The organism is Helicobacter ganmani, assembly GCF_003364315.1.
Taxonomy (GTDB): domain Bacteria; phylum Campylobacterota; class Campylobacteria; order Campylobacterales; family Helicobacteraceae; genus Helicobacter_D; species Helicobacter_D ganmani.
This window is the reverse complement of the sequence record NZ_NXLS01000006.1, coordinates 100,895-115,957: the sequence shown is the minus strand read 5'-3', so window position 1 is coordinate 115,957 and position 15,063 is coordinate 100,895. Positions and strand designations below refer to the sequence as shown.

At 37.7% G+C, this 15,063-nt stretch carries 20 protein-coding genes and 1 pseudogene; 3 read left to right on the top strand and 18 right to left on the bottom strand.

Going from position 1 to position 15,063, the window contains the following annotated elements:
- Window positions 1-112: 112 nt before the first annotated feature.
- The 5 genes from CQA43_RS06755 to CQA43_RS09520 form a co-directional block, all read right to left on the bottom strand.
- A complete protein-coding gene (locus tag CQA43_RS06755; protein WP_115551854.1) occupies window positions 113-430 on the bottom strand; it encodes a DMT family transporter in 318 nt (105 codons plus the stop codon).
- Between the two features lie 25 nt (window positions 431-455).
- The gene (locus tag CQA43_RS06750; RefSeq protein ID WP_115551853.1) at window positions 456-770 is read right to left on the bottom strand and encodes an SMR family transporter; all 315 of its coding nucleotides are present in this window, start codon (window positions 768-770) and stop codon (window positions 456-458) included.
- Between the two features lie 11 nt (window positions 771-781).
- Window positions 782-1,165, bottom strand: a complete 384-nt coding sequence (locus CQA43_RS06745) for a DMT family transporter (RefSeq protein WP_115551852.1) — start codon at window positions 1,163-1,165, stop codon at window positions 782-784.
- A 1-nt stretch (window position 1,166) separates the two neighbouring features.
- Window positions 1,167-1,583, bottom strand: coding sequence for a DMT family transporter (locus CQA43_RS06740; RefSeq protein ID WP_115551851.1), 417 nt, complete (start codon window positions 1,581-1,583; stop codon window positions 1,167-1,169).
- A 258-nt stretch (window positions 1,584-1,841) separates the two neighbouring features.
- Window positions 1,842-1,982, bottom strand: a complete 141-nt coding sequence (locus tag CQA43_RS09520) for a hypothetical protein (protein WP_181881653.1) — start codon at window positions 1,980-1,982, stop codon at window positions 1,842-1,844.
- A gap of 97 nt (window positions 1,983-2,079) precedes the next feature.
- On the opposite strand from CQA43_RS09520, the gene CQA43_RS06735 reads away from it, so the two are divergent.
- Complete coding sequence (locus CQA43_RS06735) at window positions 2,080-2,505, top strand: hypothetical protein (RefSeq protein ID WP_115551850.1); 426 nt, start codon at window positions 2,080-2,082, stop codon at window positions 2,503-2,505.
- A gap of 9 nt (window positions 2,506-2,514) precedes the next feature.
- The gene (locus tag CQA43_RS06730) at window positions 2,515-3,729 is read left to right on the top strand and encodes an MFS transporter (RefSeq protein WP_115551849.1); all 1,215 of its coding nucleotides are present in this window, start codon (window positions 2,515-2,517) and stop codon (window positions 3,727-3,729) included.
- A gap of 43 nt (window positions 3,730-3,772) precedes the next feature.
- Here CQA43_RS06730 and CQA43_RS06725 read toward each other — a convergent pair whose 3' ends face one another.
- Window positions 3,773-4,723 (bottom strand): aldo/keto reductase, encoded by a 951-nt coding sequence (locus CQA43_RS06725; RefSeq protein WP_245944255.1) that lies wholly within the window; start codon window positions 4,721-4,723, stop codon window positions 3,773-3,775.
- 183 nt (window positions 4,724-4,906) lie between these two features.
- Between CQA43_RS06725 and CQA43_RS06720 the strand changes: the two genes are divergently transcribed.
- Window positions 4,907-5,710, top strand: a complete 804-nt coding sequence (locus CQA43_RS06720) for a TSUP family transporter (protein ID WP_245944254.1) — start codon at window positions 4,907-4,909, stop codon at window positions 5,708-5,710.
- A gap of 4 nt (window positions 5,711-5,714) precedes the next feature.
- Here CQA43_RS06720 and CQA43_RS06715 read toward each other — a convergent pair whose 3' ends face one another.
- The 12 genes and pseudogenes from CQA43_RS06715 to CQA43_RS06670 all read right to left on the bottom strand — a co-directional run bounded on the left by CQA43_RS06715 (window position 5,715) and on the right by CQA43_RS06670 (window position 14,919).
- Window positions 5,715-6,128 carry a type II restriction enzyme gene (locus CQA43_RS06715; RefSeq protein ID WP_115551848.1) on the bottom strand — a complete coding sequence of 138 codons (414 nt, stop codon included), beginning with the start codon at window positions 6,126-6,128 and terminating at the stop codon, window positions 5,715-5,717.
- 41 nt (window positions 6,129-6,169) lie between these two features.
- Window positions 6,170-6,235, bottom strand: a pseudogene (locus CQA43_RS10030) (hypothetical protein); the annotation flags it as partial.
- Window positions 6,228-6,854, bottom strand: a complete 627-nt coding sequence (locus CQA43_RS06710; protein ID WP_281270112.1) for a DNA adenine methylase — start codon at window positions 6,852-6,854, stop codon at window positions 6,228-6,230. The gene CQA43_RS06710 and the pseudogene CQA43_RS10030, both read right to left, overlap by 8 nt.
- A gap of 59 nt (window positions 6,855-6,913) precedes the next feature.
- Window positions 6,914-7,102, bottom strand: a complete 189-nt coding sequence (locus CQA43_RS09905) for a DNA adenine methylase (protein ID WP_281270111.1) — start codon at window positions 7,100-7,102, stop codon at window positions 6,914-6,916.
- A 258-nt stretch (window positions 7,103-7,360) separates the two neighbouring features.
- Window positions 7,361-8,005, bottom strand: coding sequence for an SDR family NAD(P)-dependent oxidoreductase (locus CQA43_RS06705; RefSeq protein WP_115551847.1), 645 nt, complete (start codon window positions 8,003-8,005; stop codon window positions 7,361-7,363).
- Between the two features lie 70 nt (window positions 8,006-8,075).
- Complete coding sequence (locus CQA43_RS06700) at window positions 8,076-8,537, bottom strand: cyclophilin-like fold protein (protein WP_161594510.1); 462 nt, start codon at window positions 8,535-8,537, stop codon at window positions 8,076-8,078.
- A gap of 16 nt (window positions 8,538-8,553) precedes the next feature.
- Window positions 8,554-9,546 carry an alpha/beta hydrolase gene (locus CQA43_RS06695; protein WP_245944257.1) on the bottom strand — a complete coding sequence of 331 codons (993 nt, stop codon included), beginning with the start codon at window positions 9,544-9,546 and terminating at the stop codon, window positions 8,554-8,556.
- A 160-nt stretch (window positions 9,547-9,706) separates the two neighbouring features.
- Complete coding sequence (locus tag CQA43_RS06690) at window positions 9,707-10,861, bottom strand: MFS transporter (protein WP_115551845.1); 1,155 nt, start codon at window positions 10,859-10,861, stop codon at window positions 9,707-9,709.
- Window positions 10,862-10,978: 117 nt separating this feature from the next.
- Window positions 10,979-12,079 (bottom strand): DNA adenine methylase, encoded by a 1,101-nt coding sequence (locus CQA43_RS06685; RefSeq protein ID WP_115551844.1) that lies wholly within the window; start codon window positions 12,077-12,079, stop codon window positions 10,979-10,981.
- Window positions 12,079-12,996 carry a DNA adenine methylase gene (locus tag CQA43_RS06680; protein WP_115551843.1) on the bottom strand — a complete coding sequence of 306 codons (918 nt, stop codon included), beginning with the start codon at window positions 12,994-12,996 and terminating at the stop codon, window positions 12,079-12,081. The genes CQA43_RS06685 and CQA43_RS06680 overlap by 1 nt, the downstream gene beginning before the upstream one ends.
- Window positions 12,993-14,459 (bottom strand): hypothetical protein, encoded by a 1,467-nt coding sequence (locus CQA43_RS06675; RefSeq protein ID WP_115551842.1) that lies wholly within the window; start codon window positions 14,457-14,459, stop codon window positions 12,993-12,995. Before CQA43_RS06675 ends, CQA43_RS06680 begins: the two co-directional genes overlap by 4 nt.
- 181 nt (window positions 14,460-14,640) lie before the next feature.
- Window positions 14,641-14,919, bottom strand: coding sequence for an alpha/beta hydrolase family protein (locus tag CQA43_RS06670; RefSeq protein WP_115551841.1), 279 nt, complete (start codon window positions 14,917-14,919; stop codon window positions 14,641-14,643).
- Between the last annotated feature and the right edge of the window lie 144 nt (window positions 14,920-15,063).

Here is a 15,063-nt window from a genome sequence, read left to right as displayed (position 1 = left end):
CGTAGCAATTAATCCCTCAAGCATTGCGAGCAACTCACCCACTTCAGAGCAAACCTACAAGATAGAATCGTAAAATTGAGGGCAGAGGTTTTAGATTATGGAAAGTCAAAAATCAATGGGATACAAGTTTCAATCCTATGCTACATACAATAATCATACTAACACAAGTGAGTTTTGCGAGACTTTTACTCTCTCCCAGAAAAAGGATTCCGATAAGCACGCCCCCGCCTGCACCGATTCCTGTCCAAATCGCATAAGCTGTGCCCATTGAAATTTCTTGCATTGCAAGCGATAATAAACCAAAGCTAATGGACATAAAAAACAAAAGTCCCAACAAAAAGATTTTTTTGTTGGTTGTAGTAAAACTTTTCATCATCGCAACGCCTCCTATTTCCATACAACCTGCCAAAATTAAAATTATCCAATACATTATTTCCCTTTTAACAACTTATAAATCAGGGTTCCATATGCAGCAAAATAACCGCGCATAAGACGATTGCAATGCCTATATAGCCTATTATCCCGATTCTCTCCTTGAAAAACACATAGCCGCCCGCTACTGTGCCAATAATTCCCACTGCGCCCCAAGTAGAATAAGCAACGCTAAGCGGTAAATCCCGTAATGCAAACGAAAGTGCCGTGAAAGCTGCCCACACCATTAAAATGCAACCAATCGCATAGCCTTTGTGCCTAAAAGCATTAGATTTTTTGAGAAATAAATTTGCCACAATATCTAAAATTGCGGCAAGAATAACTAGAGCAAAACCCATTATATACTCTTTTATAGCTTAGAATCCACATTGTTGGGTAATTGCACTAGAGGTTTGCCTCGTTTTTGTGCCTTTAACTCGGCATAGTTAATCAGTGCGATTCCGCAAAAGCTTAAGACAATGCCTGCCTTTTGTGTCCATAGCAACTCTTCACCGAAATAAAAAATACTAATTGCCACTACACAAACCGCTCCAAGAACTTCCCAAATTGCATAAGCCACGCTAATAGAAAGTCTCTTGAGCGAAAGTGCCATAAAGTAGTAAGAGACTACAAGCAATGCAAACATACATACATAGCCAAATATCTCTCCCTCGCTAGCTTTCATAAGATTGACTGCAAGCACTTCAGTAAGAATTGCAAACACAAGCAGAATATAAGCGGTTTTTAGACTCATTCTATTTCTCTTTCACCACATCGTCCAAGCCAATTTCACTGCCTAATGATTGGGAGATACGTGAATCCTGCGCTCTGATGCTTTTAGAGCTTAATTTTAACCCAATGACTGCACAAAGCAATAAAAAAATTAAAATGACTTTGGTAAATGAAAATGGTTCGTCAAAGATGAGGATTTCACTTGATACAATTCCTGCTGTGCCAATACCGACAAATACTGCATAGACTGTGCTTGCTTCAAGCACGCGACAGGCAACAAGATTTAACACAAACGAAAGAATGATTCCTAGTGCAACTATGTTATACGCCCACATACTTTGTGCATATTTTAGCCCACTTGCCCAAAAACACTCAATAATTCCCGCTATAATCACCAAAAACCAAGCCATATTGGCGCCTACATATAATTTTTTTTTCATAAAAACCCTTAAAAATTAAAAGATAAAAAAATATTGATAAAAGAATGAGGAGGGCTAGTGAGTAGAAAATGAATGATGATAAACAAGAAGAAAAATGCTCCAAAAACCTTGGTCAAAAAACATAAACTTTCCTTTATCTTTATCTTGTGCTTTTTGCAGTCTATTTTACCCTTTTTGAGCTTCAAAGATTCTGAATCTCAAAAAGGGTCTAGACGATTGATATTGGGAAAAATTTGCTTGTCTCTTATCAAGCGCACTTTACATAGAATCGCTAAAGTCAGCAGCAGCTCCTGCATAGTCTTGTGAGGCCTTAATATCTTCGCTTACCCACGCGATTTTATTCTCCGCACTCTTAAACTTCACCTCTCCCATAAGGAGGCTCGGGATTGCGTAAGACATTGCAAATTTCGTGGATAGCTCCTCTTGCATTCAGCGATTTTAAAACAATTTTTGTTAGAATCTTTAGCTTGTATAAAGATGAAATAAAGGAGGAGCAATGAAAGCAAAAGTTATGAGTTTAGCACTGATGTTAGCCTTATCTAGCACGCTCTTTGCTACACCGCCGGTCCCTACAAAGCCACGGCCACACATCAAGGGCGTTTTACCAGAGGTTTTTAACAATGCGAGTTTTGATAAAAAAAGAGAGGCTTTAAAAGCAGATTTCAAGGAAAGGGAAGCCATTGATAAGAAAAGAGAGGAATTAAGAGGCAAAATCAAAGCACTAGAGCTAGAGAAAAAAATCCTAGAAATCAACTTGCAAGAGGCAAAGGCAACAAGAGATGATACTAAAATTAACGCGACTTTAGCTCAAATCGTGCAACAAGAAGCAAAGATTTCACAAGAAAAGGCTAAAGAAAAGCAAATTATCGCCGAAATGGAACAAAGCGCAATTAGTAAGATTAACAAGATTTTAGGATATTAAGGAGATTCTATCAATCCGCACAATGCACTTGCTTGGCTGAATTTCTTTATCGCCGATGTGCGAGATGGTTTAGGTCCCTATTTGGGTGTGTTTTTGAAACAACACGACTTTATGGAATCCCAAATCGGGCTTATCTCCACAATTACCTCCCTTTGTGCATTACTTTTTGCAATCCCCTTAGGGATTTTCATAGACAAGACATCGCACAAAAAAGCCCTGATAGCCTTTTGTATCCTCGCCATAGTCTTTGCGACTTTGGCAAATTACTTCTACCCACATTTTGGCTTTACGCTTTTAGCCCAAATGAGTGTAGCTCTGTGCGGAGTGTGCCTTGCCCCCGCATTTGCAGCCCTCACACTTGGAATCGTGGGACTATCTGATTATAGCAGACAAGTGAGCCTCAATGAAGCCTATAAACACGCAGGAACAGCCTTTAGCGCATTGCTTAGTCTTGGATTCGCATTTTATTATGGAATCGGTGCGATTTTTGTGATTACCGCGCTTATGGGTGTATTCTCACTTTTGTTTCTTAGCCTTATACGTAGTAGTAGCATTAATCATAAAGTCGCAAGGGGGCAAGAGGGCGACACGAGTATATCTCTATGGGAAGCCTTAAGCGATAAATCCGTGCTTATCTTGGGCGCGGCGATGTTTTGCTTTCATTTGAGTAATGCGTATATGCTCCCCTTGCTTAGCCAAAGGGCACACCCGCTTGGCATTGATTCTAGCGGGGCATATGCAGCTGCGACAATCCTTATCGCTCAAAGCACAATGATTGTGATTTCACTCGTGTGTATGAAGATTCTCACGCGTCCTCATTCTCTTGCAGTTGCTCCTTGCTTTTCTCAAGTTTATTTTATTCTAATGGCTCTTTGCTTTGTCGCTCTTATTGTGCGCGGGGGCATAGCAGCGCATTTTGAAAATCTTATCGGAATGGTCGCCACACAGATTCTTGATGGCATTGGAGCCGGGATTACAGGCGTGATTTTACCTGTTTTAGTAGCGATAATGTTGCGCGGAAGCGGACATATCAATGCTGCCCTTGCCTGTGTGATGACTCTTGGCAGCATAGGCGCAGCACTAAGCGGGAGTTTGGGAGGATTTATAGCGCAATATTATGGATATTTTTATGCGTATATCGCCCTCTCTTGTGTTGCCTTTGCGGGATTGCTGCTTTGGATTGTCTCTTTTAAAATCTTAGAGACACAAAGGTGGTGGGGTTAGGTGGATAAAGCAAACTAAAACGCAAGATTATACCAAACTTCCCCTAATAATTCGTCCAAGAAAATGCACTTTTATTTGTATCAAACCCTTTAAGAATCTGCATATCCTGCGCACTTAAAGAAAAATCAAAGACATTAAGATTTTCTTGCATTCTTGCTCTTTTAGAAGTTTTTGGTATGACAGAGATTCCTTGTTCAATCAAAAATCGCAAAACCACTTGTGCGGGTGTTTTGTTGTATTTTTGTGCAATGCTTTTAAGTGTGGGATTTTCTAAAATTGAGCCTTTCCCCGCGATAAAAGGACTCCAGCTTTGCAACAAAGTTTTTTTGCTCTTCATCGCCTCTCTTAAGGGCTTTTGTTGGAGGAGTAAATGTGTCTCGCACTGATTAATCGCAGGAATCACCTCACAAGATTTCACAAACTCGCTATACGCCTTCGCACCAAAGTTTGAAATGCCAATGCTCTTTAAAATACCTTGCTTATAAAAGCTCTCCATTGCTCTATACATCGCCTTAGATTGCGAGTATGGCATATGGATAAGCAAAGAATCAATATAATCAAGCCCTAAAGTTTTTAAGGATTTTTCAATGGATTTTTTTGCTAAATCCTCGCTACTTGATTCTAAAAGCTTAGTTTGGATAAAAAACTCCTCACGTTTGATTCCGCCTTTTACTGCCGCATTTATAGCTGCTCCAAGCTCGGCTTCATTATTATACATCTGTGCGCTATCAAAGAGCCGATAACCTACCTCTATGGCTTCGCTCATCGCCTTTTGCCCTGCTTTACCCGTAAGCGAATAAGTGCCAAGCCCAAGAATGGGCATTTTAACGCCATTATTGAGGGTGAGAGTTTGCATTTTTGCTCCTTTTTTGGAAATTTGCTTCAAATCTTGTGCGAAAAGTGGATAAGGCATATAAGCCCCGAGTGTCGCTACTCCTGCGAATTGTACTAGATTCTTTAAAAAGTCTCTACGATTTGCGTTATACGATTTCATAGAATCCTCCTTGTTTGTAAAATAGATTGTGTAATTATACAGCCTGATACTAAGTATTTGTCAAGGGGTGAAAGAAAATAATACGAGATTTGCAAATGCCTTTTTTCAAATAAAATTTAGTATATAATGCAAAGATTTTGATTTTTGCCAACATAAGAAAGCGATACTTTAATAAGGAGAAATATGAGCTTGGATTTATTCACAATGGCTACATTTACAACCCCTACATTTGAAGGCATAGCTCTGTATTTTTATCCTCTCTTCTTTATTGCTTCTATTGTAGGCGGGGTTGTAGGCTCACTCTCTGGCGGAGCAGGAATGATAACTATGCCTTTATTGCTTGTAAGCGGACTAAATCCTCTCCAAGCCTTAGCGACAAATAAGCTTCAAGCCTGTGTAGGCTCATTCGTCAGCGCAGCACATTATTATCATCAAGGTTTGGTGGATATGAAAGAAAGTCTTGCGGCAATGATAATTGCACTGCTCTTTGGAGCAGCGGGTGCGATTTTAGTGCAGTTTATAGAGATTGCTTTGCTCTCAAAAATCTTGCCTTTTGTGATGATAGCAGTGGGCGCATATTTCTTACTCTCTCCAAACATTAGCGAGGAGGACAGAGCCAAAAATCCTCATAAAATCTTTTTGTTTATAAGCATCGCAATAGCAGGATTATATGGAGGATTCTTAGGCATTGGGATTGGCTCTTTTATCTTAGCTTTGCTTGTAAGTATTGGTGGTTATGGACTTAGCAAAGCCTTAGCACATTCGCGTTGGATTGTTTTTAGTATCAACATCGCCTCTACTTTGTTTTTCATACTCGGAGGCAATGTGCTTTGGATTCTAGGCATTATTATGTGTGTGGGACAAATCATCGGTGCAAGCTTTGGGGCACGCCTTGCAATAAAGCACGGAGCAAGGATTATCCGCCCGATTGTAATATGCGTATGCTTTGCCCTCTCCACTCAATTACTTATTAGGGAGTTTTTCTAGGATTCTAAAATCCTATTTCAAAAACGAGCGCGATAACTTCCTTTTGTGCGATCTTTTTATAAAGATTGGTATCAAAGCAAAACTCTAGCGTGTATTTTCTACCTCGTATGCTTAAAACAAGGCTTTCATCATTTAAAAATGTGCGCATAAGGGACGAGGCATAAGCAAAATCCAAATGTTGCATTTCAGAATCTCCCACATTAGCACTCTTTAATTCAAAATTAAGCTTACTTTTATAGATAATGGATTCTGTATTTATGTTTGGAATGTCAATGTATCCATCGCCCTTACAAAGGATATATCCACCATTTTTTATAGGTAAAATAAAAAGCTCATTATCAATAAAAATCTGTGGTCTCTCTTCCTTAGAATCTTGTTTGCATAGAATGCGAACTTCTTGCTGAAATCCTTTATACATTGTTTAATCTGCTCGGCACTAATAACAAAAGGAGCATTGTTAAAATCGTGCTTTAAAATATCTAAATCCGCAAAAATCTTTTCCCAACTTGCACTATTTTTACTCATACTTTCCCCTAATTAGTAATTCTGTAATCTCGCCTCTTTTCTTGCCCTTACAATTTATTGCTCGTTTTGCTTGAATCTCTAGTATTTTAAAGCCCTTGTATTGCTCTTTAATAAAGGTAGTGTTTGAATTGCTTTGTAAAACTTTTACATTTTTAGAATCTAGTTCCTTAAAAATCTCTCTCAAACGCTCTTGTTCTTTTTCTAAAAATACATCTGTATAGCTCACAAAGCTTGAAGTTTTACTAAGCGGATAATAGGGTGGGTCAAAATAAACAAAATCTCCGCTTTTTGCTAGTTTTATCATATCTACAAAATCCAAGCATAGAATCTGCGCTCCTTGCAAAGCATTTGAAGCATTGAAAATCAAATTTTTATCATAAATTTTGGGATTCTTGTAGCTTCCCATTGGAGTGTTAAATTCGCCCTTTGCATTGTAGCGACATAGTCCATTGAAACAAGTTTTATTCAGGTAAATAAATCTTGCAGCTTTGAAAATAGAATCTAAATGCATAAAATCCTTATTTCTATCGAGGTTACGAATACTATAAAAAAGCTCTTTATTGTGATTTTTTTGCAAAGATTCTAGTTCTTTTAAAAGGGGTTTGGGATTCTTTTGAATGACTTGATAAGTGTTAATTAACTCAGTATTTTTATCGCTTAAATAAATTGCTTTAGATTCTAAAAACCCTTGATTTTAAGAGCAAAAAATAATGCACCACCACCTACAAAAGGCTCAAAATACGCATTAAAATTTCTTGGCATAGAAGCAATGATAGAATCTACTAATGCTCTTTTACCTCCAGCCCATTTGATAAAAGGCTTAGATTCTGTATTTTGAAACTTTGAAAGATTTATTTGTATTGTCATCGTGCCTCATTTTTTGATAATGCTAGATTCTACCATTCCAGCCCTTACAAACTCTTAATCTTGTGCTTCTGCGGTTTGCAAGAGAGAACATAAAAAAACCTTGAACTAAATTTTAATGCATTATACAATATTTGGGCTATATATTTTGATTTTCGTGCCACTTGCACGGCTTTAAACCCACGCAAGTTATCTTTACTCCTTGCTAGGATATTTTTCTGCTGTTTATTTCCTGTATTATCCCCCCTTAAAATTTGCAGTTTAATACACGACTTCGTATTTATCTTGCTTTTGGTAAGCTTCCCAATATTTCTCTGCAATCAATTCAGGGGCGTGTTGTGTGTTTGGCTGAATGTGTCCCGCTATGGTGATAAGCCCCACAAAAATGCCTTTTTCCTTTAATTCATCGTGCAATGTCTTGCCAAGTGCCTTGAGTGCGGCTTTACCTATTGAGATTCCCGCGTGCTCTTTGCTAGGATTATCCCCAAAAATACCGCCGGATAATAAAATCGCGCCGCTTCTTTGCTGTGCTTGTTTTTGTATTACAAGCTTAACACAACATAAGGCACTTGCGACATCGGTTTGATAATGCTTGATGAAGTCATCATTGCTAAATGCCGTTGCAAACCCGTCCTTACGCACTCTCGCATTATACACAAGGACATCTACAACACCAAAGGCATCTTGAATCTCTTTAAAAGCGGATTCCAAAGTTTGCGGTTTTTCACAATCTGCAGAATAGATAAAAGTCTCAATGCCCTCTTTTTCAAACTCTTCTTTATATGCGTTTAGATTCCCAACATTCCTTGCAATGAGAATGACCCTAAAACCACTCTTGCCAAAACGTTTTGCAACAGCATTGCCTAAGCCTTTCCCTGCGCCTACAACAACGATATTCTTTTTCATTTTTTCCCTTTTGTAATTTTAGCTCTCACAAAATTCTATTCTTAAGCCTAAAAAAGCCACTAAGCTATCTTTACTCCCTGCTAGGATATTTTTCTATCGTGAGGATAAAATCTTGCTTTTGGGCTTTGAGGTGCGCGATAAAAGATTCTTTTTCTGCCTTTACTACGCCTAGCTTAACCAAGCCCTTGTATGGGGGCTGCTTGGCATAAAAGATTCCGACATTACCCCAAGGGGCGAAATAGAAAAAATCGCCGCTTTGTGGGTCATATTCTCCGCGCTCTTGTGGGCTTAGGCTTTTATCAAGCTTAGCAATCTTTTCCTTGCCTACATAATCACTAAAGCTTAGGCGTAAAGGCAAGAGTGCGTAGAAATCCCTTGCAGCCGCATTATTTTCTAAAGTCAAAACAAAGCTTTTCCCTTGAAATTGCATTTGTATTTGCATTTGCTCCTCCAATTCCCCCCTTAAGTCTTTGCCTAAAGCGCATTGCGTTAGCAGCGCAAACAACAAACAAAGAAATGTATATTTGCGCATATTGTTCCTTTGCGTCCTACTTCAAATTCGCACTAAAAAATGTAGCAATTTTATCAAAGGGAATCTTTTGCTCATTGTCATACAAATCCGTGTGATTGGCATCTTTGATAAGCAATAATTCTTTATTTTTGCCCTTAAGCTTTTTATACGCGTCAGTGCTAAAATATTTGCTATGTGCCTTATCCCCGTGAATGATTAAAACCGCACTTTGTATCTCATTGCTATATGCCAAAATAGGTGCATTGATAAAGCCTAAAGATGAAGTGAGATTCCAATGCCCATTGGAGTTAAGAGAACGCGCGTGGTGTCCTCTTGGCGTTTTGTAATAATCAAAATAATCTTTGATAAATTGTGGCTCATCGCCTCTAAGCTTTTGAGGCAACCCATCGGCTTTGGCGTAAGTGCCACTTTTGAAATCCTTTGTGCGCTGTGCATTGAGACTTTCTTTAAGCTTATAGCGTGCCTTTGCGTCCATTGAATCATTATAGCCATTGGCATTGACGCGACTCATATCATACATTGTAGAAGCCACGACTGCCTTAATGCGCGTATCCATTGCGGCAGCATTGAGTGCAAATCCGCCAAATCCGCAAATGCCCAAAATGCCGATTTTATTAGAATCCACATTTGCATAATTGCTTAGAAAATCTACCGCTGCACTAAAATCCTCTGTATTAATATCGGGTGAGGCGACATTTCTAGGTTTGCCTCCGCTCTCTCCTGTATAGGAAGGGTCAAAGGCAAGAGTGATAAAGCCCTTTTGCGCTAAAGTTTGCGCATAGAATCCACTCACTTGCTCTTTGACTGCGCCAAAAGGACCACTGATTGCGATTGCTGGGAGCTTTTGTGCCTTGCCTAGATTCTTAGGTAGATACAAATCCCCCGCGAGTGTGATTCCATAACGATTGGTGAATTTTACCTTTTGGACTTTGACTTCATTGCTTTTTGCAAACACCTTGTCCCATTTCTCTTGAGCCATTGCTCCACCTCCTATAAAAAATATTAGCATTATAAAAATGCGTGTGAAAGTTTGTGTGAATGTTGTGTGTGTCATTGTTTCTCCTTGTGATTTTAAAATACATTTGAAATTATAAAGCCTGACACCTAGTATTTGTCAAGAGGGATTGTTAGAATTTATTATTTAAATTTTTCTTAATCGCATTTTGCTTCTATTTGTCCTTTAGAATCTGCCCTCTAAGCATTAAAAATATAATACTTAAAACCACCAAGCACACTGCCGCTAAAACTACAAAACGTGAGCCATTAAGCGAGATAAACAACCCGCACAGCGAAGTGCCAAGTGTGATTCCGATATTTGCAGCACTGATGAAAAGTCCATTTGCGAGTTCCTTTGCCTCTGGGATAGGTGAGGTTACAACAAATTGCGCCATATTGTTGCCAACTCCCGCAAAGATTCCAAGAATGATGAGAATCACACTCGCGCCCCAAGCATTGCCCCCGCCAAAAAAGAGCGCGACATATAATGCAATGAGGCTTAAAGGCACGATTCTTAAAGTCGCATTGGGCGCACTCACAAGGCTTTTGCCCGCGATGAAATTGCCGATGACATTGCTTAGCCCATAGATAAGCAAAAGTGCGCTGATGAGGTTAAAAGAAACCTGTGTGAAATTGAGCAAAAACTCACTCATATAGCTATAAAAGCCAAACATTGCTCCATTTAGGAGCATTACAACAATGACAGAAACCCACACTATGGGCTTTGCTAATACCTTAAATTGCTCTTTTTGCGCGGCTTTTTGCTCTTGCTTTTGACTTGGAATAAATGCAAGTGTGGCAAGGAGACTTAGGGCATTAAGCGCACCAAAAAAGATAAAAGACACTTCAAGGCTTGTATTGCTTGCGATAAAGCTAGTAAGCGGCACCCCAAGCGTCATACCCGCAGAGACAGCGATAAAAATCTTTGCGATTGCCTTTGGGGACTCGTTGTGTGGGACAGAATCCGCTGCCATACTAAAGGCAAAGGCGCAAAAGATAGGGTGAAAAAACGCTGGAATTGCACGCAAGATAAGCAACACAATAAAATTTGTGCAAAAGGCTGCCAAAAACGAGCTAACGCTAAAGACAAGTAGACAAGTAAGAAGGACTTGCTTTGCGTCATACTTCGTCAAAAGCGGGGGTAAAATCGGCGCGACAAGCGCAACAATGAGTGCAAAAATACTCACAACCCACCCCGCGTCTGCGACACTCACATTATAGACTTCCGCCACGATAGGCAGCACACCCATCATTCCAAGCTCCATACTCAAAAGCGCAAATACACCAAGCATTAGCGTAGGAAGCAAAAGAGGATTTGTTTTTATCATTTAGATTCCTTTGTTTGAAATAATAAAATTGACATTATAAAGCCTGACACTTGGTGTTTGTCAAGGGGAAAAAGTGAATTTTGAATACGTTTTTGGAATCTTATATTTGTAAGGCTCTTAAGCCTTTTGCACAATCCATACATATTCTTTTATGTATTTGTCGCCATCCTTTGCATTGCTTTTAAAGCGAGGATAAGCGAAGCTCTCAAATATGACTTTGCCTAAAGGATTTAAAAGCTCATCAATTTGGGCTTTTTGCATTATCCCCTCACTATTATAGCTTAACACCAAATGCTTGTAATTGTTTAATTTTGTGATTTTTTCAAGTTCTATCAGTGCAGTTTTAGCGTTGCAAAATGCACTTTTTTGATGTTGCCAATCTCGCAATCCTGCTACACCTTTGATTTTAGGATTGTCATACTTAGCAATAGTCTCTATTAAGTGATAATTGGGCGCATATTGGCGATGATTATAAGGCGGGTCAAGATAGAGTATGTCCAAAACTTGCTTAGATTCTATCTTTTGCAAAACCTCTATACTATCCCCACAAGCGCAAAAATGCTTTATATCACTTGGAAAAATCTCAATTTCTTTGAGTGTAAGGGGCTTCAAGGCTCTTTTGTCCCATTTTTTACAAAATGCCGCATACACACCCGCTACATTGGCATAAAACGATAGAGATTCTATAAGCGTGGTTAAAAGGATAAAATATTCATTTTCATTGATGGATTGTTTTTGCTTCCAAGTTTCAATTTGCATTCTTATAGTGTCAATTTTTGCCGCATTTTCATCGCTAAAATACATTCTAGGCTGTGCTAAATGCTTACTTCCACTTGGTGCGTAATGATGATAAATAAAGCCTTTTTGCGCTGGAATAGAATCTAAAAAGCTAAGCACCTTTTGGTAAGGTGAAATATCGTTTGCAAAAAGAGAATCTGCTAAATTTTGGCTAGATTGAATAATGCTTTGCAAACCCTGAAATGTAGGGATTTGATTGTTTTGTATATAAGCCTTTTGCAGACAAAATGAAAAATAAAGCAAATCGCAGCTATAAACTTGAAATCCCTTTGCCTTAAAAAACTTCCCCATACTCGCACTTCCCGCAAACATATCAAAAAAGCTTTGCGGGAATTTGGGGTGAGATTCTATACTATGGTGCTTCAACAAAAGGGCATAAATTTTTGCGCTTAAAGATTCTTTGTTACCGATAAAACGCATTAATTCTTGCTTTCTCTCAAAGGATTGTAATTCGTGATTAAAACCTCTTGCGTTTGCGTTTTGTCTTTATGTTTTGTTTGATAGTTTGCATTGGTATAATGCGTGCAAATAAAATGAACTTTAAAACAATGCTTATCTAGCCATTGCTTTAAAATGTGATTTTCTTTGCCCTTGTGAATAAGCACATTAGAAAGAGCAAATTTAACGCCTTTGGAATCTAGTTTTTGCAAAGATTCTAAAAGGCTCTGCTCTAAGTTTTCATTCCAACCGCTAAAGCCTCTTTTACCATCGTTATAAGTGCCTTGTGTAATGAGATAAGGTGGGTCAGCATACACAAAACCTTGTTGTGTTAAAGCAAGAGAATCTAAAGTCTCTTTAAAATCAAGGCTTAAAAACTCAATCGGCTTGTGTTGTAAAGTGCGAATAAAATACAAGAGGTTTTCCTGCATTGCAGGATTAAAATGGGAGCGATTTTTACCAAAGGGATTATTAAACTCATGTGCATTATTAAAGCGGATTTGATGATTGAATGAAAAAGCAATCAACACAAAGAGTAAAAGCGGGGATTTGTTTGCATTATAATCTTTTCTTAAAGCGTTGTAGCCTTGCACATTTTGCAAGGTTAAATGATATTTTGCAATGACATTATGAATTTCTTGCAAAATCAATTCTGCATCATTTTCTTGTAAAAATTGATAGAAATCAATCAAAAACTTAAGATTGTCATTGCAAATGATTTTTTGTGCTTGATTGATGTTAATCCCCACACTGCAACCCCCGCAAAATAAATCTACAAAAGTATCAATTTTTCTTGGAAAAAGTGGCAAGATTTGAGAGAGGATTCTATATTTTCCTCCGATGTAGTTGAGCGGGGATTTAATAGGTTGTGATGTATAAGAATCAAGTGCTTTAGTCATTGCTTTTTCCAAAAATCAAGTAAGTTTTTAAGCGAAAAAATAAAAATTTTGGGAGCTTTTATTCCTAAAACCATTTTGCCCTCACTATTAAGTAAAAAGCCGATTTCAATTTCTAGGATTTTATGCTCATAACCCCCATATAAAACAACAGAGCGAACAATCTTATAAGTTGGATAATATTTTTTTATATATTCATTTTCTATAAAATCATAGTTTTTTAACTCCTCTATACCTTTATGTCTATTTTCATAAGTCTTGCCCTCAATATTAATAATTTCTAAATTCTTTGGGTCAAGCAAAATTAAATCAGGGATAAAAACTATGGCATTTTTATCTCCAGCTTTATAAAGTTGTCGATTTTCATATTTTTGCAAAGCAATATATTCATTGTCGCTTGTAATAAAATAACCTTTTTCACAACCTGCGTGGTTTTCAAAAATTGCCTTACCACTTGAAAAATTTTCTACAAGCAAATGAATAAAAATAGTTGCAAGCTTTTCACCCTCTCGTTCATAATGCCAATATGCTTTTTTACAGAAACTAATATTTTGTATTTCTATTTTAGGAATTGTGAGTCCAGTCAAAGAAAGATTTAATAAATTAGCAATTTGTATAAATTTATTTTTTGTCCCTACTTGTGCTTGATTTAATCCGTGCGAAATAATTTCTATTCCCCCCTTAAACCCAAGTTCCCTTAATGCCCCAGCAATCCCACTAATTGCTCCAATATTTGGGTCGTGTGCAAGTCTGCCATTTTTTACAAGCCTTGCTGAAATTTGTATTTTACTTGGAGGCGTATAAATGGATATATCATCACTTGGAAGCAAAATATCGCTTAATTTGCTATCACAAATTTTTATGGTAATCGGCACATTTCCTTTAGGTGCTTTTTGCATTTTTGATTTAAAATCAATCAATTCTTTAATACTTACAAAAGGTTTTAAGATCTCATCATCTTTAAAACTTTTTCCAAGTATTTCAACTCCTAAAGTCTTTAAAATCCTCGTGCCAAAAATAGAAGTTTGCGTAGGTTTTTCTTTTTGTTTGACTCTTAAGTTATAAAGCATAATTTTTTGAGAGTTAGGATAGAAAAAGTTAGCATACACAAACTTTGTTATCCTCTGATAAACTCCTGTATTTCGGCTTTCACTATCATCAGTTTTTGTTTCTTCTATGAGATAAAGAGGTGTATCATTCTGTGTAGGTTTATGCTCTTGAAAAAAGACCAAGTAATCCACAAAACTACTTGTGCCACTTACAATTTCTAAAAATATTTTTTGTATTTGATTGCATTTTACCCCTATGATTTCATAGGTAAAGGTAAATTTAGAATCCTCTACTACAGGCAAGATTCTTAAATTATCCACAAAAGCACACCACTTAGAATCTGCTAAAAATTGTTGAACAATAACCTCCAAAACTTTTAACTTTGGTCGCTCCTCTGTCAATATCCACAGATTCAATCCTGCTCCTTGCCCTAGATTTATCTGTGGATTATAACCTAGCTTAACTTAAGCTTAGACATTTTATTTTAAATTCACCTCTCTAAAAAGTGCTTAGTCCCCTTACCCTTGCATTTTTCAATAAAGAATGCACTTAATATTCTCTCATTTTAAGCCCTACAACCTCTCCCCATAAAACCTCTTAAGCTCTCCTAGTGCCTCTTCCACCGCTTCTTTTTTGTAGTAAGTTTGGATATGTGTTGTGTTTAAGCTTATGAAGTCTTTTATCCTTGCTCGCCGCCTCTTTATACGCTGCCTCACTCATATACGCAGTATCCGCCTTATCACCCACAAGCATTAATAAAGGCTGATTTATAAGCTCTATTTTGTCAATCACATCAAAGCGCATTAAATCAAGCAGTGAGCTTGTCGTGTAGGTAAAATAAATTTTGGGTGTGCGTGGGGTATCGCCATAATACATTGCTCCCTCCCTATACAAATCCGTAGCTTCTCCTTAGAGGTAAAATAAAACCAACTTTGAGATTATAAAGCCTCACACTTAGTGTTGTCAAGGGGAAATTGCAAAATATGTTATAATGTGATTTACCTATCTGCTAAAATGTGT

Excerpts from the sequence above, each read along its gene's own strand:
- CQA43_RS06685 (WP_115551844.1), bottom strand. The coding sequence starts at position 12,079 with ATGCGTTTTATCGGTAACAAAGAATCTTTAAGCGCAAAAATTTATGCC.
- CQA43_RS06695 (WP_245944257.1), bottom strand. The coding sequence starts at position 9,546 with ATGCTAATATTTTTTATAGGAGGTGGAGCAATGGCTCAAGAGAAATGG.
- CQA43_RS06690 (WP_115551845.1), bottom strand. The coding sequence starts at position 10,861 with ATGATAAAAACAAATCCTCTTTTGCTTCCTACGCTAATGCTTGGTGTA.
- CQA43_RS06725 (WP_245944255.1), bottom strand. The coding sequence starts at position 4,723 with ATGAAATCGTATAACGCAAATCGTAGAGACTTTTTAAAGAATCTAGTA.
- CQA43_RS06720 (WP_245944254.1), top strand. The coding sequence starts at position 4,907 with ATGAGCTTGGATTTATTCACAATGGCTACATTTACAACCCCTACATTT.
- CQA43_RS06750 (WP_115551853.1), bottom strand. The coding sequence starts at position 770 with ATGGGTTTTGCTCTAGTTATTCTTGCCGCAATTTTAGATATTGTGGCA.
- CQA43_RS06735 (WP_115551850.1), top strand. The coding sequence starts at position 2,080 with ATGAAAGCAAAAGTTATGAGTTTAGCACTGATGTTAGCCTTATCTAGC.
- CQA43_RS06680 (WP_115551843.1), bottom strand. The coding sequence starts at position 12,996 with ATGACTAAAGCACTTGATTCTTATACATCACAACCTATTAAATCCCCG.
- CQA43_RS06700 (WP_161594510.1), bottom strand. The coding sequence starts at position 8,537 with ATGCGCAAATATACATTTCTTTGTTTGTTGTTTGCGCTGCTAACGCAA.
- CQA43_RS06740 (WP_115551851.1), bottom strand. The coding sequence starts at position 1,583 with ATGAAAAAAAAATTATATGTAGGCGCCAATATGGCTTGGTTTTTGGTG.
- CQA43_RS06755 (WP_115551854.1), bottom strand. The coding sequence starts at position 430 with ATGTATTGGATAATTTTAATTTTGGCAGGTTGTATGGAAATAGGAGGC.
- CQA43_RS06705 (WP_115551847.1), bottom strand. The coding sequence starts at position 8,005 with ATGAAAAAGAATATCGTTGTTGTAGGCGCAGGGAAAGGCTTAGGCAAT.
- CQA43_RS06715 (WP_115551848.1), bottom strand. The coding sequence starts at position 6,128 with ATGTATAAAGGATTTCAGCAAGAAGTTCGCATTCTATGCAAACAAGAT.
- CQA43_RS09905 (WP_281270111.1), bottom strand. The coding sequence starts at position 7,102 with ATGACAATACAAATAAATCTTTCAAAGTTTCAAAATACAGAATCTAAG.
- CQA43_RS09520 (WP_181881653.1), bottom strand. The coding sequence starts at position 1,982 with ATGTCTTACGCAATCCCGAGCCTCCTTATGGGAGAGGTGAAGTTTAAG.
- CQA43_RS06745 (WP_115551852.1), bottom strand. The coding sequence starts at position 1,165 with ATGAGTCTAAAAACCGCTTATATTCTGCTTGTGTTTGCAATTCTTACT.
- CQA43_RS06670 (WP_115551841.1), bottom strand. The coding sequence starts at position 14,919 with ATGTATTATGGCGATACCCCACGCACACCCAAAATTTATTTTACCTAC.